The 20,282-nt window shown below is 56.9% G+C and carries 22 protein-coding genes; 10 read left to right on the forward strand and 12 right to left on the reverse strand.

Annotated elements, in window-relative coordinates:
* Positions 1–161: 161 nt before the first annotated feature.
* Positions 162–2,447: a DUF748 domain-containing protein gene (locus tag RQ738_RS10115; protein WP_314165020.1), complete on the reverse strand. Its 2,286-nt coding sequence runs from the start codon at positions 2,445–2,447 to the stop codon at positions 162–164.
* A 360-nt stretch (positions 2,448–2,807) separates the two neighbouring features.
* Positions 2,808–4,163: a tRNA 5-hydroxyuridine modification protein YegQ gene (gene yegQ / locus RQ738_RS10120; protein ID WP_314165046.1), complete on the reverse strand. Its 1,356-nt coding sequence runs from the start codon at positions 4,161–4,163 to the stop codon at positions 2,808–2,810.
* Positions 4,164–4,280: 117 nt separating this feature from the next.
* On the opposite strand from yegQ, the gene RQ738_RS10125 reads away from it, so the two are divergent.
* Positions 4,281–5,309, forward strand: a complete 1,029-nt coding sequence (locus RQ738_RS10125; RefSeq protein WP_314165021.1) for a metal-dependent hydrolase — start codon at positions 4,281–4,283, stop codon at positions 5,307–5,309.
* 73 nt (positions 5,310–5,382) lie between these two features.
* Here RQ738_RS10125 and RQ738_RS10130 read toward each other — a convergent pair whose 3' ends face one another.
* On the reverse strand, positions 5,383–6,552 hold the full coding sequence (locus RQ738_RS10130) for a cation:proton antiporter (RefSeq protein ID WP_314165022.1): 1,170 nt from the start codon (positions 6,550–6,552) through the stop codon (positions 5,383–5,385).
* A 191-nt stretch (positions 6,553–6,743) separates the two neighbouring features.
* Between RQ738_RS10130 and RQ738_RS10135 the strand changes: the two genes are divergently transcribed.
* Positions 6,744–7,292: a hypothetical protein gene (locus RQ738_RS10135; protein ID WP_314165023.1), complete on the forward strand. Its 549-nt coding sequence runs from the start codon at positions 6,744–6,746 to the stop codon at positions 7,290–7,292.
* Here the strand turns inward: RQ738_RS10135 and RQ738_RS10140 are convergent.
* The gene (locus RQ738_RS10140; RefSeq protein ID WP_314165024.1) at positions 7,289–7,975 is read right to left on the reverse strand and encodes a zinc metallopeptidase; all 687 of its coding nucleotides are present in this window, start codon (positions 7,973–7,975) and stop codon (positions 7,289–7,291) included. The two genes, RQ738_RS10135 and RQ738_RS10140, sit on opposite strands and share 4 nt — an antisense overlap.
* A gap of 48 nt (positions 7,976–8,023) precedes the next feature.
* Complete coding sequence (gene sixA / locus RQ738_RS10145; RefSeq protein ID WP_314165025.1) at positions 8,024–8,488, reverse strand: phosphohistidine phosphatase SixA; 465 nt, start codon at positions 8,486–8,488, stop codon at positions 8,024–8,026.
* Positions 8,489–8,695: 207 nt separating this feature from the next.
* On the opposite strand from sixA, the gene RQ738_RS10150 reads away from it, so the two are divergent.
* The 5 genes from RQ738_RS10150 (at position 8,696) to RQ738_RS10170 (ending at position 12,731) form a co-directional block, all read left to right on the forward strand.
* Complete coding sequence (locus RQ738_RS10150) at positions 8,696–9,307, forward strand: NAD(P)H-dependent oxidoreductase (RefSeq protein ID WP_314165027.1); 612 nt, start codon at positions 8,696–8,698, stop codon at positions 9,305–9,307.
* Positions 9,308–9,330: 23 nt separating this feature from the next.
* Positions 9,331–9,885 carry a UPF0149 family protein gene (locus RQ738_RS10155; RefSeq protein WP_314165028.1) on the forward strand — a complete coding sequence of 185 codons (555 nt, stop codon included), beginning with the start codon at positions 9,331–9,333 and terminating at the stop codon, positions 9,883–9,885.
* Positions 9,886–9,903: 18 nt separating this feature from the next.
* Positions 9,904–10,698, forward strand: coding sequence for an inositol monophosphatase family protein (locus RQ738_RS10160; RefSeq protein WP_314165029.1), 795 nt, complete (start codon positions 9,904–9,906; stop codon positions 10,696–10,698).
* Between the two features lie 59 nt (positions 10,699–10,757).
* Complete coding sequence (locus tag RQ738_RS10165; RefSeq protein ID WP_314165030.1) at positions 10,758–11,387, forward strand: DsbA family protein; 630 nt, start codon at positions 10,758–10,760, stop codon at positions 11,385–11,387.
* Between the two features lie 111 nt (positions 11,388–11,498).
* The gene (locus RQ738_RS10170; RefSeq protein ID WP_314165031.1) at positions 11,499–12,731 is read left to right on the forward strand and encodes a TlpA disulfide reductase family protein; all 1,233 of its coding nucleotides are present in this window, start codon (positions 11,499–11,501) and stop codon (positions 12,729–12,731) included.
* On the opposite strand, the gene RQ738_RS10175 is transcribed toward RQ738_RS10170, so the two are convergent.
* Positions 12,717–13,238, reverse strand: coding sequence for a GNAT family N-acetyltransferase (locus RQ738_RS10175; RefSeq protein ID WP_314165033.1), 522 nt, complete (start codon positions 13,236–13,238; stop codon positions 12,717–12,719). The two genes, RQ738_RS10170 and RQ738_RS10175, sit on opposite strands and share 15 nt — an antisense overlap.
* 149 nt (positions 13,239–13,387) lie before the next feature.
* Here RQ738_RS10175 and RQ738_RS10180 point away from each other — a divergent pair, with 149 nt between their 5' ends.
* Positions 13,388–13,777: a DUF3775 domain-containing protein gene (locus tag RQ738_RS10180; RefSeq protein WP_314165034.1), complete on the forward strand. Its 390-nt coding sequence runs from the start codon at positions 13,388–13,390 to the stop codon at positions 13,775–13,777.
* Between the two features lie 25 nt (positions 13,778–13,802).
* Here the strand turns inward: RQ738_RS10180 and RQ738_RS10185 are convergent, their stop codons facing one another.
* Positions 13,803–14,159, reverse strand: coding sequence for a HopJ type III effector protein (locus RQ738_RS10185; RefSeq protein WP_314165035.1), 357 nt, complete (start codon positions 14,157–14,159; stop codon positions 13,803–13,805).
* Between the two features lie 83 nt (positions 14,160–14,242).
* Positions 14,243–14,488, reverse strand: coding sequence for a TIGR02647 family protein (locus RQ738_RS10190; RefSeq protein ID WP_314165037.1), 246 nt, complete (start codon positions 14,486–14,488; stop codon positions 14,243–14,245).
* A gap of 154 nt (positions 14,489–14,642) precedes the next feature.
* Between RQ738_RS10190 and RQ738_RS10195 the strand changes: the two genes are divergently transcribed.
* On the forward strand, positions 14,643–15,833 hold the full coding sequence (locus RQ738_RS10195) for a PQQ-dependent sugar dehydrogenase (RefSeq protein WP_314165038.1): 1,191 nt from the start codon (positions 14,643–14,645) through the stop codon (positions 15,831–15,833).
* 53 nt (positions 15,834–15,886) lie between these two features.
* On the opposite strand, the gene RQ738_RS10200 is transcribed toward RQ738_RS10195, so the two are convergent.
* Genes RQ738_RS10200 through RQ738_RS10215 form a run of 4 tightly spaced genes read right to left on the reverse strand, consistent with a single transcriptional unit; the run spans position 15,887 to position 17,835 of the window.
* Positions 15,887–16,117, reverse strand: coding sequence for a DUF2789 domain-containing protein (locus RQ738_RS10200; protein ID WP_314165039.1), 231 nt, complete (start codon positions 16,115–16,117; stop codon positions 15,887–15,889).
* A 60-nt stretch (positions 16,118–16,177) separates the two neighbouring features.
* Positions 16,178–16,483 (reverse strand): hypothetical protein, encoded by a 306-nt coding sequence (locus RQ738_RS10205; RefSeq protein ID WP_314165040.1) that lies wholly within the window; start codon positions 16,481–16,483, stop codon positions 16,178–16,180.
* A gap of 56 nt (positions 16,484–16,539) precedes the next feature.
* Positions 16,540–16,746, reverse strand: a complete 207-nt coding sequence (locus RQ738_RS10210; RefSeq protein ID WP_314165042.1) for a dodecin — start codon at positions 16,744–16,746, stop codon at positions 16,540–16,542.
* A gap of 39 nt (positions 16,747–16,785) precedes the next feature.
* On the reverse strand, positions 16,786–17,835 hold the full coding sequence (locus RQ738_RS10215) for a class I fructose-bisphosphate aldolase (RefSeq protein ID WP_314165043.1): 1,050 nt from the start codon (positions 17,833–17,835) through the stop codon (positions 16,786–16,788).
* 187 nt (positions 17,836–18,022) lie between these two features.
* Between RQ738_RS10215 and RQ738_RS10220 the strand changes: the two genes are divergently transcribed.
* Entirely contained in the window at positions 18,023–19,930 is a 1,908-nt protein-coding gene (locus RQ738_RS10220; protein WP_314165044.1) for an ATP-binding cassette domain-containing protein, read from the forward strand.
* The last annotated feature ends 352 nt before the right edge of the window (positions 19,931–20,282 follow it).

A 20,282-nucleotide genomic window follows, 5' to 3' on the forward strand; every position in this document is an offset into this window, starting at 1 on the left:
ACAAGGTGTTATCGAATCAAAATCCCCTCACCCTAACCCTCTCCCGAAGGGAGAGGGAATTAACGGGACAGCAGTGAAAATTCCTGAATATTTTCAGCCGGTAATGATGTCCGCTGAGGCGTGGTGCCGGGCATGCCGGGAATATAACGCCGTACCTGGCGCTAAATACCCAGCTCGACGCGGGGCACCGCATCCTTTTTGGGGTCAATCTGTGGCTGGCAGCCAAACAGGCGGTCGGCACCGATGCCGTGGCGGGTGATCAACACAGTTTTAATCCTATCGGCCCGTTCTGCGGCAAGCCCCAGCAATTGTTCATCTGTTATTTCCGGTACGGGAACAGGCGTTCCGCTTTCATAGCTCCCGCGCCTGTTTAGTTCTGCCTGGTACGCTTCCAGCGCCTTTTCCATGAGCGCCTTCTCGTCGCTACTGGTGGCAATGCCGCAGATCTTGATGCGTAACTGCGGGCGCTGCTCAAGTAGCCGGGTAAGGCGTTCCTGGTATTCGAGGGCTGTCGCATCGAGCGTGGTGCTGCCGGCGGTAAAGATCACCGGCTCCAGGCGTACCGCGCTGGCGATGCGGCTGGCAAGGTCGGCAACCAGGAGAATGCTGCCAAAGGGTTGCAGGGTGTACTTCAGGTAATTCAAGCTGGTTGCGGTAACGGCCTTGCGAATGGCCTGGTTAATGGCATCGCTGAAATCAAACTGCGGATCGCTGAGGTCGCCCTTGAAGGGCAGCTTAAGCCGGATGTTGTTTTGTTTATCCCGCAGCATGGCCAGTCCCGCCTCCAGTGACAGATCCGCCTTGCTGTCGATCGCTTTTTTCTCTGCCACCGTCAGCGCCTGAACGGACAGATTATTCAGCACGAGCCGGCTCTCGCCAGCCAGTTGATTATCGTGAATATCAAGTTCGATGTCCGCCTGTAACTGGCCACTTAATAATTTATAACCCAGTATGCCGGAGGTATAAGACGTCAGCGGCGGGAGTTCCAGGGTCTTCACTTCCCCTGTCATGGTGAGGCCGAAACGAGGGAGAAAGGGCTGGATTGTTCCCTTGCTGTTGAGGCTGCTGAACTTGCCGATCTTGCCATCGACCGTGAAGTCTGTTGCCTGTTCCGGCTGGCGACTATCCAGGGTGCCCAGCTTGACGTTGTCGAGGTAGATAACAGACCTGAAAACCGGCCGGGTGCTCATGTCGTCAAAGGTGAGGGAACTGTTCTCGCCTATATGGATATCATCAATACGCACGGCCAGGGTTTCTCGGGCCGGTTCGTCGGCCGGCGGTTCGGTCGGCGCACCCAGGTAGCTGGATATGGTGAGTTTGCCCTCGTTATCCCGTCGCAGATAGGCGTGCAGCTGTTCAGCTTCGACAGCGGCAATGTAGAGTTCATTGTTATCCAGCCGTACCTCGGCCAATTTCAGGGTCTCGATGTCGAGCAGACCATCGGCTTCAGTTTGTGCCTGCGCATCACGCATGGCTATCTTGCCTGCGACAGCATCGCCCTTCAGGACCAGCCGCGGCTTGTCAGTGCCGTTGCCGAGATCGGCCTGGATTGCACCGGCCCAGAGTAACGAGTCACTCTGGATGTGCAGGTTATTGGCGGTAAGATCGAGTTCTTGTAATGCCAGCTCCCCGTCACTTTCCATTTGCAGGCCTTTGTCACGGGTATAGGAACCCTTGATGTGGCCATGCATACTCGCGGTGCCAACCAGTGAATTGATGCGGGGCTGTGCAAGGCGGGCAAAACCGGCCAGCGAGAGTCCTTGCAGGTTGATGTCCACATCAACGCCGGCCGGTACGGCAAAGGGTGCCAGCTGTGAGTCAATCCGCAGCGGGCTGCCGTTTATCTTCCCGGCCAGGGTGAATTGCGCAGGTGTTGACCCACCGCTGTGCAGGCCGGTCAGGTTGGCCGTATCTATGTGCAGGTTGAGTTCAAGTTGTGGCCGCACATAGCGCAGCTTGCTGTTAACAATGCTCAGTTTATCGAGACCGAAGCCCCAGGCCGGACCAGCCTCTGCAGGCATTGCCGCCCTCGATGAGCGTTGCGGGCTTATGCCGCCAATCAGAAACCTGCTCTCGGTATCTTGTTCAAGGGTGATGCTCGTGTTTTCAATGACTACCTCATTGACCTGGAACTGCCTGTCAAAGAGGGGCCGCCAGCTAACGTCGATAAGCGCCTCGGCAAGCACGAGGGTATGCTCCTGATCGACGCGGATACGCAGGTCATCAAGGGTAAGCCGCCCGGTAAAGAGGTTGAAATCAATGTTGCCGATAGTGGCTTCGTCGGCACCATGCGTCTGTAGCCAGTCGCGCACCCCGTAACTGATACCGCGAGGTAACAACACAATGATCAGCAGCACACAGAGACCCAGGGTCAGAATAACCTTGCTGGTGCGCGTACGCAGAGAGTGGATAAATCTATTAAGCAGATGGTTAACAGGGGATGTCATTGTTGTTCTCGCCTCCTGGGATAAAAGTAGCATACTTATTCCAGTTCCCTGCGTTCTCGCGCGAGAAAATGGCGGCAGCCGTAACAAAACACGTATTCTTACGTGTCTTGCACATAATTTTTCTAATAGATATCTTTAGAGGTCCCATGTTAAAAACACGTGCTTCTACCTGCAACGGTACGAGTACCCATAATCGCTTCACAAGCAAACGGCCATGACAGCCCCGAATGGCTGACTCCCCGTCTCTCTTCAGGCCGCTGAACTGTTCGGTCTATACCGCGCCGAGCTGGCGCGCATTCCTGGCGTGCAATGTGATGATGTCGGCGCCCGGATCGAACCGGGCAGAGCAGGGAATAAGGTTTACAGGTTTACGGCAAGCAGCGCCTTCTCATAGCCGTTGGCAACGGCCGGTAACGGGATGCGCACCTGGTAGCCACCACCAAGTGCCGCCGCCAGTGGCGTACCTTTCAGATCGACAATGCTTTCCACCCGAACAGTCTGGTTACCGATCGAATTTATGACCTCGACCGTATCGCCAACGGCAAACTTGTTTTTCACCACTACCTCGGCGAGACCGTTGTCGGCATCAAACTGGACGATTTCACCCACGAACTTTTGCTGTTCACTCATGGAGTGGTTTTGCAGGTAGTTCTGGTATTCCTGATCCGGGTGACGCTCGTAAAAGCCCTCGGTATAACCACGGTTGGCGAGATTCTCGAGCTTGCCGTACAGCTGCGGGTTAAAGGGCTTGCCATTTACGGCATCATCAATCGCCTGGCGATAAAGCTGGGCGGCGCGGGCGACATAATAATGCGACTTGGTGCGGCCTTCGATCTTCAGTGAGTCGATGCCCATTTTTGCCAGCCGCTCGACATGCTGGATGGCCCGCAGGTCGCGGGAATTCATGATATAGGTACCGTGCTCATCCTCGATAATCGGCATGTATTCGCCGGGCCGATGCTGTTCCTCTATCAGGTACACATTGTCGGCCAGCGGATGCCGTTGCACGCCCTCGGTCTTCGGGAAGATCTCGGGACTATTGATGGCCGACATGGCATCAAAGTCGATCTTTTCAACATCACCGCTATCGTCTTCGCGACCTTCATGCACCTTGTATTCCCAGCGACAGGCGTTGGTACAGGTGCCCTGGTTCGGATCACGGTGATTGAAGTAGCCAGACAGCAGGCAACGCCCCGAGTAGGCGATACACAGCGCGCCATGCACAAAGACCTCGAGTTCCATGTCCGGGCAGCGTTGACGGATGTCTTCGATCTCATCGAGCGATAATTCGCGCGACAGGATCACACGCTCCACGCCCATGCTCTTCCAGAAATTGACAGCGGCATAGTTGACCGTATTCGCCTGCACAGAGAGGTGAATCGGCATCTGCGGCCAGCGTTCCCGCACCATCATGATTAAACCCGGGTCGGCCATGATCAGGGCATCGGGCTGCAGCGCGATCACCGGTTCCATGTCGGCCATATAGGTCTTGACCTTGGCGTTATGCGGCAGGATGTTACTGGCGACGAACAGCTTTTTGCCAAGGCGATGCGCATCGCTGATACCCTGGCCAAGATTTTCGAGGTCAAAATCATTATTGCGCACACGCAGGGAATAGCGAGGTTGACCGGCATAGACGGCATCCGCGCCAAAGGCAAAGGCGTAATGCATGTTTTTCAGGGTGCCCGCAGGCAACAACAATTCGGGGACTTTCATCATGGGCGGTATTTTAGCAAATAAGCGTGCTGACCGGCGAAGTATCCACGTAGTGTCTGGATATAAATCCGCCCGGCGAATAGAATAGCCCCGGCCACCAATACCCCTCTGGACAATATGGACTTAATTACACAAGGTTTTCTTGGCGCCGCCCTGGCGCAGACCGTGGCCAGGCCCGCGGAGACCCGCCTCGCGACTGGCATTGGCTTCGCCGCCGGCCTGCTGGCGGATGCGGATGCCTTGATCTACTCCTCGGCCGACAGCCTGTTGACCATCGAGTACCATCGGCACTTTACCCATTCTATCTTCTTCATCCCGTTCGGCACTCTCATCGCGGCCTTGCTACTTTGGCCGTTTTGTCGGCACAAGCTCGGCTTCAAGCGCCTCTACGTATTCAGCCTGCTGGGTTATAGCCTGAGCGGTTTTATCGATGCCTGCACCAGTTACGGCACGTATCTGCTCTGGCCGCTGTTCGACGAGCGCTTTGCCTTTCATATTATTTCCATCGTCGACCCGATCTTTACCCTGGCGTTAATCATCGGCGTGGCCGTGGCCTGGCGGCGGCGCAGCCGGTTACCGGCCAGGCTGGGTCTTGCTGTTGCCGCGCTCTACCTGGGCGTGGCGGTGCTACAGCTGCAACGCGCCGAGTCGGCCATCGAGTCACTTGCCGCCACGCGCGGGCATGTCCCGGCGCGGCTCATCGCCAAGCCGAGTTTTGGCAATATCCTGCTGTGGCGCTCTGTTTATGAGCACGCGGGTTATTTCTATATCGATGCGGTACGGGTCGGGCGACAGCCACGCCTGTTCGAGGGCAGTGCAATCAAACAATACCGGCCCGCGCGTGACAGCAACGGCCTGGCCCGGGACTCGGTACTGTACCGGGACATCATGCGCTTCCAGAAGTTTTCGGATAACTACATCGCCCTGCATCCGCAATATGCGAACGTGCTGGCCGATGTGCGCTACTCCATCGAGCCCGACGGGGTGTTGCCTTTATGGGGCATCGAGATGGATTTTGGGCAACCGCAACAACATGCCCGTTTCCGGGTTTACCGCAACCTGACCAGGCAGCAGCGGGAACGTTTTCTGGCCATGTTGATGAACGCTGATGAGCTTCCGAACGAGCCTGTGACTGTGATCGAGTAGCACGCAGACAGCTTTAGAGTGCGCTGCCGGCTGGCTCTCAATATGTCCAGTGCATGGTCATATCCAGGGTGGCTTAATCCCGGCGTAATTTGTCCGAGGTTGCCATCGGCGTCGGGTAGGACATGACAATGAACCAGGATGAGACAAGGAAGCTCATCAGGGTCGCGACCTGGATCAGGTAAGAGGCCTCGGTGCTGATGACGTTTAGCTGCAACGCGAGGACCGCGATAAACAACGAAAACTCACTGATCTGCCCGAGTCGCACACCGGTCTCCAATGGCCTGCCTGCCGTTTCCCCATAGCCGCTCAACAGCCACTTGAAGGTCAGCGGTTTAATCAGCATGAATGCCACGGTGAGGACCAGTGCCGGCAGCCAGACCTTTTCGACTATGCCAAGGTCGAAACTCGCGCCAAGGGCAAAGAAAAAGATAACCAGAAAGAAATCACGCAACGGCTTCAGGCTTTCACCTATATAGAGGGCAATCGGATGTGTGGCCAGGGCGATGCCGCCGATAAAGGCGCCGATCTCGGCAGACAGACCCAGCATCACCGCCAGTTCCGCCATGCTCAGGCACCAGCCAATGGTGAGCAGGAAAATATATTCCTGGATGCGATCAAAGCGGGCAATGAGTTTGAAGAGCACAAAGCGGGCAAACGCCCAGGCAAAAATGGACAGGCCGAGCAGCGAGCCGAGCAGCTTGAATATTTCCAGAACAGGGAAACTGTTGACCCAGTCAGCCGGGAGCAACATCAGGATGAGGATGGCAAGAATATCCTGCAACAGCAGGACACTGATAATGATCTCCCCCATACGCTGATGGTGCAGCACGGTGGTCGGCAGCAACTTGAGCGCGATGATCGTGCTGGAAAACATCATGGCCGCGCCGATAACGAATGAATCGGTCAGGGCATAACCAAACAGCAGGGCAATGCCGGCGCCGAGGCCAAGAAACAGCACTGAACTCACGCCCGTCACAAGCAGTGTTTCGCGGAGCATCTGCAGTAGTTTCTGTGGTTGCAGGTTCATGCCCAGCAGGAACAGCAGGAAGATGATGCCGACGTGTGACAGCCCCTGGATCAATTCGGGGTCTGAAATGATGTTGATGCCAAAGGGGCCGAGCAGTACGCCGAGGGCAATGTAAACGATCAGCAGCGACAGGCGCGCATACAAGGCGACTGTCGCCAGCGCCGCCGCGCCGGCAAAGATCAAAAAGATAGTAAAGATAACAGGGTGGCTCTGCATACTCTCGGTAACCGGCTTTGAGACAGGTGACAAGCTTATCCTATAGGGTCAGCAGGGTCACGCCGGCCACTATGGCAGGATCTGCATTCTTGCCGCACCGAAGAGTATCTTTTTTGCTATGCTGACGAGGCCGTCAACAATCCATCAGGCCGCCAGTGGCAGCGGCAGCAAGAGGGGGCAAGGCAATGGTAATGAGCGGGATTAAAAAGGTATTGTTATTCACGCTGACAGTGTTCGTGCTTGCGCTGGCCTATTTCATTTATGCCTATAATGTTTATCCACCGGTTGCCGAGCGCGAGACTTATCTTGCCGAGATCGGTGAGGGTTTTGGTGAGGTTGGCCTATGGGCCCTGTTGTTTATATATGCCCGAACCTTATTGAAGGTCATGCTGGGCAAGGGTGCCATCGCCCGCCGCCTGTTGCCTGATTATTCACCGGATATCAGCCTGCCGGTATTTCGACCCTTGCTGGGGTTTCTGGACCGTACGCATGTCTATGTCGGTATTTTCACCCTGGCCATCATTCTCCTGCATATCTTTCTGATGGGGATACCTTTCGATATCCTGTTTTTCCCTGCCGTGCTCGGCCTGCTGATCTGGCAGGGGTTATTTGGCCTGTTCATTGCCTGGCGCTTTACCCCCAAACAGCTAAGAAAGTTTTCCTACCTCGTCCATGCCCAGTTGGTGACGGGTATAATGATCGGTATCTTTGCCTGGTTCGGGCACTTTCTCATCGACTAACGGCGCAGGATCGCGACCCAGCGCGCCAGGTTGAGCAGGCTGGCCAGCGAGGCCGAGACATAGGTCAGGGCCGCGGCGGTGAGGATCTTTTTCGCGTGCGGCTGTTCGTTGTCAGAGAGGTAACGACCCTCCTGCAGGATCGGCAGGGCACGTTTGAAGCTGGCGTCCCATTCGACCGGCAAGGTCGCCAGGTGGATGATGGTGCCGAACAGCATACTGCCGATACCGATAATGAACATGGCCAGGCCCAGATGTGGCGAGCGGGTGATGAGCGCCAGCACCGGCAAGGCGAACAGCATGAACGCCCCGAGTTTTTCCGCACCACCAGCGAAGACCACCAGCCGTTGACGCATCCTGAACGGCGCATAACCGAGTTGATGTTGCAGGGCATGCCCGACCTCGTGCGCGGCGACCGTAATGGCGGTGAGAGACTTGCCCTTCAGGTTCGCCTCGCTCAGGCGCACAGCCCTGTCGGTGGGGTCATAATGATCACCGTGTTCGGTCTGTTCCACCGTCACGCCGGTTAAACCGAGCTTGTTGACGAGATGTTTGGCCAGTTCGCCACCGTTCCCCGGGTAGTGGTCCTGCTCGGTACTGTAGTGGCGCAGGACCCGGTTGACCCAGTACTGGGGGCCATAAATGAGGGCAAACAGGAGCAGTAAACCGATGATGACAAAAAGCATGTGGCGAGTATAACCCGCCTGTCGTCGCCGGCAATCTGCCAGCGGGTTTTAGTTCAGTACTTCCGGGCGCACCATCCAGTTCAGTGTCCAGCGGTTGTCGGCATGCCGTTCCAGGCAGACGGCACTGCCGGGCGTAAAGTCGGCAAACAGCGTACGGGTATTGCCGAGTGTGAGTTGCGAGACGAGCCTGGCAACAAAAGGCAAATGGCCGACAACGAGCGTGTCGCCGGTCCAGGCGGCAGATAACTGCGTAAACCGGGCCGGGTCATCATTGGGCTGAAGCAGATCACAGGTTTCCGGCACCTTGCCGGCGGCAACGGCGTTGACGAGACGGTCGGCAGTCTGGCGGGCGCGGAGTTTGCCACTGTGGACGATGCGATCGACGCGCACCCCGCTTTTGCGCAGGAACACCGCGAGTCGGTTTACGTCGGTTTTGCCTTGTTCAGTCAGTGGCCGTGACGGGTCGACCTCGCTGGTACAGGCTTCGCCGTGTTGGACTAGATACAATTTCATTTTTATCCCCCCCCCCGGATATTACCTAGCATAGCAAACAATCAACGGGGCCGGGGTGTTGACTTCTTTGCATGGCGGTGGGGTGACCGCTACGGAGCTGGGCCTGAATAAACAAGGGGCATCAGACCTGTTAACCGGTCCCAACAAAGCACTGTCGGCGTGTCGGAACTTTGTTACCATGGCCGGCCATTTGAGCGTGGAGTTGTTATGAAAATTACGATTATTAGCGGGAGTCACCGCCCTGAGGGGCAAAGCCACAAGGTTGCTGCGGTCATTCAAGAGACTCTGCTGGATGGTATCTGTGATGAGTGTGCCATTTTCAGTCTTGCTGGTAATCCCCTGCCGCTCTGGGATGAGGGTGTCTGGGACGGCGAGGAGAAGTGGACCGTCCTGCTTGACCCAATTCGCGCGGAACTGGCCAGCAGCGACGCCTTCGTGGTGATCAGCCCGGAATGGCACGGCCAGGTGCCGGCCGGGCTGAAGAATTTCTTCCTGCTGTTTGGCAAAAACGAACTCGGCCACAAGCCGGCGCTTATCGTCACGGTCTCGGCCGGTGACGGCGGTGCTTACCCGGTGGCCGAGTTGCGCATGAGCAGTTATAAGAACAGCCGCCTGTGTTATATCCCCGAGCAGATTATTGTGCGCAACGTGGAAAAGGTCCTGAATAAGGATGCCGCGGATAACGATGCGCGCTCAGACAGTTATTACCGCGAGCGCATCAGCTGGGCGCTGAATATACTCAAGTCCTATGCTACTGCCCTGACCCAAGTGCGGGAAAGCGGCGTGACCGAGACCGACAAATTCAAAAACGGGATGTGATCCCACCAGGAGTCGATACGACTATGCCAGTTGCAAATAGTGGTCCGCTTACCGATGCCGAGGCATTGGAGCTTGATGAGTTCCTGCTCGCCGCCGAGGGTGATGAGCAACGCCTGCCGATTGACGAGGCACATGGTTACCTGACCGGGATGGTTGTCGGTCATGCGGCTTTGAGTGTGGAAGAGGCCATGCATGCGGTGTGGGGCGAACCCGCGTTCAAGGATGAAGAAGAAAAGCAGCGCATGACGGATTACCTGCTGCGCCTGTATCAGGACATTTCTCTCAAGCTAAAAACTGCGCGTTCTTTTGAACCACTCGCCGTCGAGATAGAAGATGAGGGTGAAACAATGGTCGCCTTCGAGGGCTGGTGTTTTGGCTTCATGCTGGCCGTCACCGGCGAAGAAGAACGCTGGCAGGAATTGCCGGAGAACGAACAGTCCCTGTTATCGCCGATTGCGAAGCTGGCGCTGCTGTATGCCGATGAAAGTATAGATATGGAAGACGATGAGTATGAAATGCTTGTTGAACTGCTGCCGGGTTCGGCGGTCGGTCTGTATCAATACTGGCAGCAGGCCTGAAGCCCGGGTTATCCCCACATGCAGTATGATTTAGCCCGCTTACAAAACATTATTGTCACGGCCGCACGCGAGGAATTGCTGCCGCGCTTTACGCGCGTGGAACGCGAGCACAAGGCCGATGGCAGCTTTCTCACCGAGGCTGACCTCGCCGTGCAAAAGCGTGTTGCCGCCGAGCTGTTACAGCACTGGCCTGACACGGTTTTTCTCGGCGAGGAAATGACATCAGCACAGCAGGCTGAATTACTGTCATCAAAACAGCCTGTGTGGTGCCTGGACCCGCTCGATGGCACAAGTAACTTTGCCGCCGGTATCCCTTATTTTGCCATTTCGCTGGCCCTGCTCGATAAGGGCGAGGTCGTACTTGGCATCGTTTATGACCCGCTGCGCGACGAGTGTTTTGCAGCGAGCAAGGCAGATGGCGCGAGCATGAACGGCAAACCTTTACAGGCGCCGGCAAGCGGCCTGGAATTAAAGCATGCTACGGCACTGATTGATTTCAAACGCCTGGCACCGGAACTGGCCGTGCGTCTGGTTCGCGAGCTGCCCTATGCCTCGCAACGCAGCTTTGGCTCGGTAGCGCTGGACTGGTGCTGGCTGGCAATGGGTCGCAGCCATATCTACCTGCACGGCCGTTCCAACATATGGGATTATGCGGCCGGCAACTTCATCTTCAGCAAGGCCGGTGGTTACTCATGCACGCTGGAAGGTGAGCCGCTGTTTGTGAACGCCCTGCAGCCACGTTCTTCTGTCGGCGCTGTTGATAAAACATTGTTTCAGGCCTGGATCGGTTGGCTGGATATCCGCGCCCAATAAGTCCGCTTAATGGAACCATTTATGCCCCCTCGTGTGAGCGCCGCCCCGTACAAATAAACATGAAAACCATTCTCTATTATATTCATGACCCTATGTGCAGCTGGTGCCGGGGCTTTAACGCCACCCTCGCATCCCTGATCACGGCCCTGCCTGAAGGCATCGAGTTTCGCCGCCTGCTGGGTGGGCTGGCGCCTGACACGAATGAGCCGATGAACGAGGCAACCCGCGAGATGGTACAGGCCAGCTGGCGGCGCATTGAAGAAAGTATCCCCGGGGTAAGCTTTAATTTCGATTTCTGGAAACAGTGTCAGCCACGCCGGGCCACCTATCCGGCCTGTCGCGCCGTGCTGGCCGCTCGTCGGCAGGGCCGGGACGAGGACATGATCAAGGCCGTGCAGGTGGCTTATTACCAGCAGGCACGTAACCCGTCGGATGACAGCACCTTGCTGGAACTGGCCGGTGAACTGGGGCTGGACAAGGAACAGTTTTCTACTGACCTGCACTCAGACGAGGTGGATAAGGCGCTGGCGGCGGAGATTAAGCTTGCCCGTGCAATGTTCGTCGAGAGCTATCCTTCACTGGTCCTGAAAGAGGGCGGCAGCGAGTGGCATATCCCTGTTGATTATCATGATTACCGGACCATGCTGGAGCTGATCGAGGCCCGCCGCTCGTTGCCGGATGCTGATTAATAGCCACCATCGGATGCTATACTCCGCAACCATTATTCTGCGGCACTTGTGGTACAAATGAACATGCGATCTTATCGATACCTATACACTCAACTCCTTGCCGTGCTTCTGTTGAGCTGGGCAATGCTGTTGCCGGCGCAGGAAGGAATGGAGCAGATGGACGTGCCGGTGCTCGATCAGACCATGACGATCAGCCGTTTCCCGGCCAGTGGTGAGGAACTGGTTATATGGGTGGCACCGGGCTTTGACTCGAAGACACGAGCCCTCGATATGGCTGCCCGCCTGGCAAAGCGCGGCATCGAGGTCTGGCGCGTGGACCTTGCCGAGAGCCTGTTCTTACCCCAGAGTACATCAACCTTACGCGCGCTGGATGGCAGGTATGTCGCGGGCCTGGTGGAGCAGGCCCATCAGCAGTCCGGGAAAAATATTACCCTGCTGGGGCGTTCTTACGCGGCAATACCGATCTTGCGCGGGGCAAGACAGTGGCAGTTGAACCAGGCCGGGAAAGAGGTAGCAACCTATTTGAACGGGGCGGTCCTGTTCTCCCCCGAGCTGTATGCGACGGTCCCGGCACTCGGTCTCGAGCCGGTGTATGTGCCGGTGATGTCGGCAACCAATATCCCCGTTATGCTTTACCAGGCCGACAAGCGAGGCAATCGCTGGCAGTTAAACGATGTGCTTGAGTCCCTGCAAAAGGGCGGGTCGGCGGTGTACCTGAAAGTATTGCAGGGCGTAACCGGGGTCTTCTATGAACGCGATCTGACCGAGGCCGCTGCGAACATCTTTGCCGGGCTTGCTGATGAAATCCCGCAAACAATAAAATTATTACGCCAGACCCCTACGCCATTGCAGGCACAGGCATTACCTGAAAACAAAGAAATAACGTCACATGGCCTGGATGACAGCCTGAAACCTTATGTCGGTCGGTCACAGCCGCACCCGATCAATTTGCCGGATGTAAACGGGCAGCGTTTCCTCAGGCAGGATTACAGGGGCAAGGTTACGGTAGTGAATTTCTGGGCGACCTGGTGCCCGCCCTGCGTTGAGGAGATCCCATCGCTGAATCGCCTGCGTCAGGCCATGCAGGGCAAAGACTTTGAACTGGTCTCGATTGATTACACGGAAGACAAGCAGGATATTGAAAAATTCCTGCAACGGGTAAATGTCGACTTTCCTGTTCTGCTCGACAGCGACGGCAAGGTCGCCGCCAGCTGGGGTGTGCTGGTCTTCCCCTCGACCTTTGTCATCGGTCCTGATGGCAGGATCCATTATGGTGTGAATGGCGGCATCATCTGGGACAGCCCCGAAGTGATTCGTAAACTGAACGGCTTACTCGGCGAGTGATTTGCGCAGAATGAGCAGTTGCAGGTCATCACGGCGCGGCAGACCATAACGTTCATCACCATAGGGGAAATCGACATACTCACCGGTAGGCTGGTAACCGCGCCGGGCATACCACGCCAGAAGCTCATGGCGCAGGCCGATAACCGTCATCTCCATCGTAGTACAACCCCACACGTCACGCGCGAAGCCTTCAACATAAGCGATAAACTGTCTGCCCAGGCCCTGGTCCTGCAGGTCGGGGCGAATGGTGAACATACCCAGGTGACAGCGGTTTTGTTCGCGGCGTAAATGCACGCTGCCGATTATCCCGTCATCCTGCAGGCACAGAATAATACAGTTATCGGGGCGGCTGAGAATCTCGCGGACGGCCAGCTCGTCAGTGCGCTGGCCCGCCAGCAGGTCAGCCTCGGTGGTCCAGCCCTGTCGGCTGCCCTCGCCGCGGTAGGCATTATTGACCAGGGCGGTAATCTGCGGCGTATCCTTCGGGGTCGCTATTCGAAAAGACAAGTCATGCATGGCGCTGATTATAGTACAGGCTTGCCAGGGCGACGTCCCGAGGTGTGGCTGTGCGGGCTTGTACCTATTTCTCCAACCGGCCAGGTGTGGGAAGTTTTCCCTGTCGGGTGTTCCTTCAGGCAGCTGACAAAGGAGCTGGTATGTTGCTGGATATAAACCCGGAAACCGTTTGTTTTATCATCGACAAGGCACATGAGTTTCATGCCAAGGAACAAGTCTCGATCCCCGAGACACCGGATAACCCGACAGATGACTGGGGCTTGCAGGCGCTTGCCGATCACCAGTACGACCTTACTTTCCAGGAGCTGCAGGCCGTGCTTGAAGATCTCGAGCCGGTGCAGCGCTGCGAGCTGCTGGCGTTGATGTGGCTGGGGCGGGGTGATTATAGTGTTGAAGAGTGGCGTCAGGCGCTGACAGATGCCACCGAGGCATGGAGTGAATACACGCAGGAAAACCTCATTGCAACGCCCCTGCTGGCCGACTATCTGACCGAGGGCCTTGAACTCATGGGTTACTCGTGTGAAGAATGACGAGGTCGGCGGGAGATTGTATTGCTTACCGCTTGCTCAGGGCCGGGCCATCGAAATGCACACCGCCCCAGCCATGGCGCATGAAGTTGCGTATATTGGCGTGATCGGTGTGTTCGGGATGTAACAGCACGTCCTCGCGGTAATACTTGCCGAAGCAGGCCAGGGTTTCCGCTTCGTTTAATTTGTTTAGCCGGGCAAAGGCAAATATTTTGCATGAACCTTCATTCGTGCCTGTCTCGTTAATCGCGGCGTCTTCTCCTGAACCGTTAGTGAAACGGGTCGGAGTGTATGCATAATTCTCCGCGATACAGTCCATCACCTCGTTGAACTCAACGGCAGCAGGCGCGGAACGAACTTTATCGATTAGCTCTATAACATTCATCAATCATCAATCCGCGATCATCAATTATTATAAAGGCACAAGTAGGCACTGTCTTTACCGCCATCTGGCCGCTTACCAGGCTTCTAGTGGTCTGCGTTTGTAGCGAGAATGGTCAGGACCATCTGGGCATGTTCGGCCGCCTCGCGTCCGAGGTCGGTCAGGTAGCCGCCGTCGGCCTGGGTCAGCAGGCCCTTTTCGTGCATGCGCTTGATGGTGTCGATCATGGCCGGGTCAGCGTTTTTGTGTACCTTGATACCTTCCTTGGTGGTGGTCAGGTTGTAACGGGCCAGCACATTGAGTTCTTCTACCAGTTCGGGGTTGAAGGGCATGATGTTTCCTCGGGATGATTGCTTTGGCCATGATTATATAAGGATTGGTGGCTGAAGACCTAATCACGACAGACATTAGCGGGTGCGATTTTACCTGCGGGTTGTCATATCCTTGAATGTGGGCGGGTCTGATAAGAGAGGAGTACTGCGGCGTATGAATAAAATAATCCTTTTCGTGCTGTTTATGCTGGTGCCGGGCCTGGTCACAGCAAGCAAGCCGCTTGCTTACCAGCAGCAACGGGTCACGCTGAACGGCAAGACGGTCGATGTCCGTTTGCCCCAGGGTTATCGCCTGGAACTCGTGACAGCGGCGCTGGATGCGCCGCGTCTGATCAGCTTTGCCGCAAACGGCGACCTGTTCATAGGGTCACGCTCCGGTCATGTCTATCGCCTGCCGCCACCTTATAGCGAGTCTGAAGTATTGATTGAACTGGATAATTACCCACACAGCGTGGCCTTTCGCCGGGGTGAGATCCTCATCGCGCAGACGGACGGTGTCTACCGCGCCGCTTATAAGCCAGGGCAGAAACGCCTCGCGCCTGCAGACCTGCGCCTGCTCGCTCCACTGCCGGCAGGGGGCGGACATAACAGCCGCACCGTGCGCACCGGCCCGGACGGGCGTGTTTATGTCAGCCTCGGCATTACCGGCAACTGCAGTGACCAATATATGGGCGAGGGTTATGACTTTGATGATCGCCGTGGCGGGGTACTCGTGCTCGATGAAAGCGGGCAGCAACCAGCATGGCAGACGTTTGCCAGTGGCCTGCGCAACCCGGTGGGTTTCGACTGGCATCCCGACAGCGGTGTCATGTATGCAAGCAATAACGGCCCCGACCATTGGGGTTTTACCTCGCCCCCCGAGTATTTCGCACGCCTGCTACCGGGCTCCTTTCACGGGATGCCGTGGTTTCAATATGACGGCGAGCAGTTACAGCGGGATGAGTGTATCAGCAGCCAGCCACCCCGGCCGGCCACTGAGGTCAGCCTGCCTGTGGTTACTTTCCCGGCCCGCAATGCGCCGATGGCAGTCAGCTTTGTACCAAAGGACCGCTTTATCAACGCCCTTGAGCAGGATGCCATCGTGGCCCTGAGGGGTTCATGGGGAACCTCGCCTGGTGGTGGCGCTTTCGGTGACCCGGCGACACGTCGGCCACCGAAGATCGTAGCCGTGCGGTTCAAGAACGGCGAGGTGCAGCGCGTCGATGACCTGCTTACCGGCTTCCAGCGCAAGGACGGGTCGCGCTGGGCGCGCCCCGTCGGCGTGGCGACGGGGCCGGATGGGGCGTTGTACTTCACCAGCGACAGTGGCATGCACGGCCTGTTTCGCCTGCAGAAGATGCGTTGAGGGCATGACTGCCCTCATTGATGCCTATCCTTGTCATCACTTGATTCGGGCGCTCAACGGAGCATTACATTTAATTGGTCTACTATTTCAGCCCAGTCAGCATCTTCATCTTTCGCCTCTTTCAAAAAGGCTGCCTGTGCCGGGTTCCAGAAGCCTGCTTCATACAGCTCGACGTTACCCGGCAATGGTTTGTGTGTGTTGATGAAATCCTCAATGCCCTGATCGGTGCTATCGAGCCCCAATTGATCAAACAGGGATGTCAGTGAATGAACAGGTCCTTCCATGCGTTTTGCCCCCGAGGGGTATGATTTTTAGTGATGCTTGCGCATCATGTTTTTTTGTCCTCAGCGCCCGATGCGCTCCACCAGCTTTTCAATCTGCTGCGCGAGGGCGTCCCAGATACCCATCGGGCCGGCCATCTCGATCTCCTCCTCGCGCCAGTTCTCCAGCGACTTCAGCCGGAGTGACTCGACATGCTCGGCGAACCTGTTGCGTTCCTCTTCCAGGGCGGTCAACTCCTCACCGACCGCAGCGGGTTCCGCTGCCTTGCTGACGCCCTGGCGGGCCTGTTCAAGGAGTTCGTCGACATGTTGCAGGCGCGACTGGTATTCCCGGATATGCTGTTCGACAAGATGTTCAGTATTCGTCATGGCGTGCCTCCGCAGGGGGATTAACGAGAGGATTAAAGAAGGCCACCCCGCAGCGCCTAATCGAGGCGGAAGCCGATCTTCAGCTTGACCTGGTAATGGCTGATCTTGCCGTCGACGAGGTGGCCGCGTGTCTCCACAACCTCGAACCAGTCGAGGTTGTGGAGGCTTTCACTAGCCTTGGCAACGGCCCGTTCTATGGCGTCATCACTACCCTTGCTGGACGAGCCAACGACCTCGATGACCTTGTAGACATGCTCGTTCATACCGTCTGTCTCCTGTATGGCTTCCCGTTTGTGTGTCGGTCAGGCGATCGTGATGTCTTTTGATAAATAGACATCCTGGATGGCGTTCAATAACGCGACACCATCGCGCATCGGTTTCTGGAAGGCCTTGCGCCCGGAGATCATCCCCATGCCACCGGCGCGTTTGTTGATCACCGCCGTGCGTACTGCCTGGTGCAGGTCATCCGCTCCGGAGGCGCCACCTGAATTGATCATGCCGGTGCGGCCCATGTAGCAACAGGCCACCTGGTAACGGACCAGGTCGACGGGGTGTTCACTGCTCAGTTCGCTATAGACCTTGTCATGCGTCTTGCCGAACTTGAGGGCCGTGTAGCCGCCATTGGTCTCGGCCTGTTTCTGCTTGATGATGTCGGCGTCGATGGTCGCCGCCAGGTGATTGGCCTGCCCGGTCAGATCGGCGGCAACGTGGTAGTCGATGCCGTCCTGCTTGAAGGCCGGGTTGCGCAGGTAGGCCCACAGCACCGTGGCCATGCCCAGTTCGTGCGCATGCTGGAAGGCCTCGCTGACCTCCTGGATCTGGCGCCGCGATTCCGGCGAACCAAAATAAACGGTTGCGCCGACTGCCGCGGCCCCCATGTCAAAGGCCTGCTCGACGCTCGCGAACAGTGTCTGGTCATAAATATTCGGGTAGCTGAGCAGTTCGTTGTGATTGATCTTGAGAATGAACGGGATCTTGTGCGCATAATCGCGGGCCACGGCATTGAGCACCCCAAGGGTGGAGGCGACAGCATTGCAGCCGCCCTCAATGGCCAGCTCGATGATGTTGGCGGGGTCGAAGAAGTCGGGGTTGGGGGCAAACGAGGCGCCGGCCGAGTGCTCCACGCCCTGGTCAACCGGCAGGATGGAGAGATAACCCGTGCCGGCGAGGCGACCATGCCCATAGATGGCAGCGAGGTTACGCAAGACACCGGGCTTGCGGTTTTTGTGCCAGACCACGCGGTCGAGGTAGTCGGGCCCTGGCACATGCAGCCGCTCTTTCGGGATACCCTCGCAGCGGTGGCCAAGCAGACTGTCTGCCTCGTCGGCGAGGATGCTGTGAATATTGGTCATGCTGCTCTCCTTTAACTTAATGCAAATGGCACCTGTCTCTGCCACTCAGGTTACACCCGCGCTACGGTCGGGTCGATTGGTAGAAACTACGGATATTTGATTTTTTTCAGCCACTCAGCCCAAGAAGGGGCATGGATGTCGCCGGGGTGGTCATCCTGGCGGCGGAAAGCTGGTATTCTCCCGCCCCATGCTGAATTTCACCGAACTCTCCCTGCGCCGCGGCGCGCGCGAATTGCTGCAAGACGTCAGTTGCACCATCCATGCCGGGCAAAGGGTCGGTGTCACCGGCGCCAACGGGGTCGGCAAGTCGAGCCTGTTCGCCCTGATCCGCGGCGAGTTACAGCCGGATGCGGGCGAATTCTCCATGCCTCCGGCGACCGTGATCGCTCATGTCGCCCAGGAAACGCCGGCGGTCGAGCGCACCGCCATCGACTATGTCATGGACGGGGACACTGAACTGCGACGCATCGAGGCGGCGATTGCCGAGGCCGGGCAAAACGACCACGGCGAGGCACTGGCCCACCTGTATGCCGAGATGGAGGGCATCCACGGCTATAGCGCGGCGAGCCGGGCCGGAAAATTACTCAGCGGCCTGGGGTTTTCCGCCAGCCAGCAACAGGCGCTGGTAACGAGCTTTTCCGGCGGCTGGCGCATGCGCCTGAACCTGGCCCAGGCCCTCATGTGCCGTTCCGATCTACTGCTGCTCGATGAACCGACCAACCACCTCGACCTAGAGGCGGTGATCTGGCTGGAAGACTGGTTAAGGACTTACACCGGCACACTCTTGCTGATCTCGCATGACCGTGACTTCCTCGACCGCGTCTGCACGCACATCGCCCACATCGAGCAGGCCGGCATGACCATTCACACCGGTAACTACTCGGCCTTCGAGGTGCGCCGCACCGAGTTTCTGGCCAGCCAGCAGTCCGCGCATGCAAAGCAGCAGCGCGAGATAAAACACATGCAACAGTTTGTTGAGCGCTTTCGGGCCAAGGCAACGAAGGCGCGCCAGGCGCAGAGTCGCATCAAGGCCCTGGAACGCATGAAGGTGATCAGCCAGGCGCATGTTGATTCGCCGTTTCATTTTCACTTTCGGCGCCCCGACAACCTGCCGCATCAGCTGGTTGAGCTGGAACGGGTCAGCGCCGGTTACGCGGGCCAGCCGATCCTCAGCGGTCTCGATCTGAAAATCTGCGAAGGGGATCGCATCGGCCTGCTCGGGCATAACGGTGCCGGCAAGTCGACCCTGATCAAGCTCCTTGCCGGGGAGATCGAGCTGCAGGCAGGCAAGCGCAGGGAAGCCAGGGACATCAATATCGGTTACTTTGCCCAGCACCAGCTTGAACAGCTCGACGGCACGGCGAGTCCCCTGTTGCACCTGCAGCGGCTGGACAAAAAGGCCCTTGAAAAGGACTTGCGCAATTATCTTGGCGGCTTTGCCTTTTATGGCGACATGGCCACCGCGCCGGTCGCGCCGCTGTCCGGTGGCGAGAAGGCGCGCCTGGTGCTGGCGATGATCGTCTATCAAAAGCCCAACCTGCTGCTCCTCGATGAACCGAGCAACCATCTCGACATCGAGATGCGCCACGCACTGACGACGGCCTTGCAGGAGTTTGAAGGCGCGATGATCATCGTCTTGCATGACCGGCACCTGCTGCGCACGGTCGCCGATACGCTGTTACTCGTTGCCAATGGCGAGGTTAGCCCCTTCGACGGTGACCTTGACGACTACCGGCAGTGGGTCAAGGAGCAGGGGCAGAAGCGCGAGACCGCGGAACCGTCAGCCGGGAATGCGCCGGGCCTCGCCGCGACCAGTAAAAAACAGTTACGCCAGGATGCCGCCGACAGGCGCAAACAGTTGCAGCCGCAGCGCAAAAAAGTCAAAAAACTCGAACAGCAAATGGAAAGGCTCGGTGAAGAAAAGACCCGCCTCGAAGCACTGCTTGGCGACAATAGTCTTTATAGTGACGATAACAAGGACAAGCTCAAGTCATTGCTGGAACAGCAGGCCACAGCGGCGCAGGAACTGGCGGTGGTTGAGGAGCAGTGGTTGGAAGCAAGCGAAGTGCTGGATGGGTTGATGAATTCTGATTGATGTTTGATGAATTCGATTCGGGTCTAGTAGCTCATATCTGAATCGCCCCCAGGACTCTGTTGACGTTGATGGATAAATGAGAGTAAATTCCATAACAGAACATAACAATATGAAAATAATAAAAATATCTCACTTTTATCAAAAGTGATACATAACACACCCTAACTAATATGGAACATTAGTGCATAACACCATGAATTTAATAATAATGTCAAAATCATACCGGCGTTTTGTCGGCAAATCCGGCGCATTATGTGTCAGTTATGACTCATATATATGGCTCTTCCCCAGATGTGGTGGGTAAGATTTACCGTATAACACCATCAGGATAAAGATCCAGTCCGCCAAGGTG

The sequence above is a fragment of the Sulfuriflexus sp. genome (assembly GCF_032250955.1).
GTDB lineage: Bacteria > Pseudomonadota > Gammaproteobacteria > AKS1 > AKS1 > Sulfuriflexus.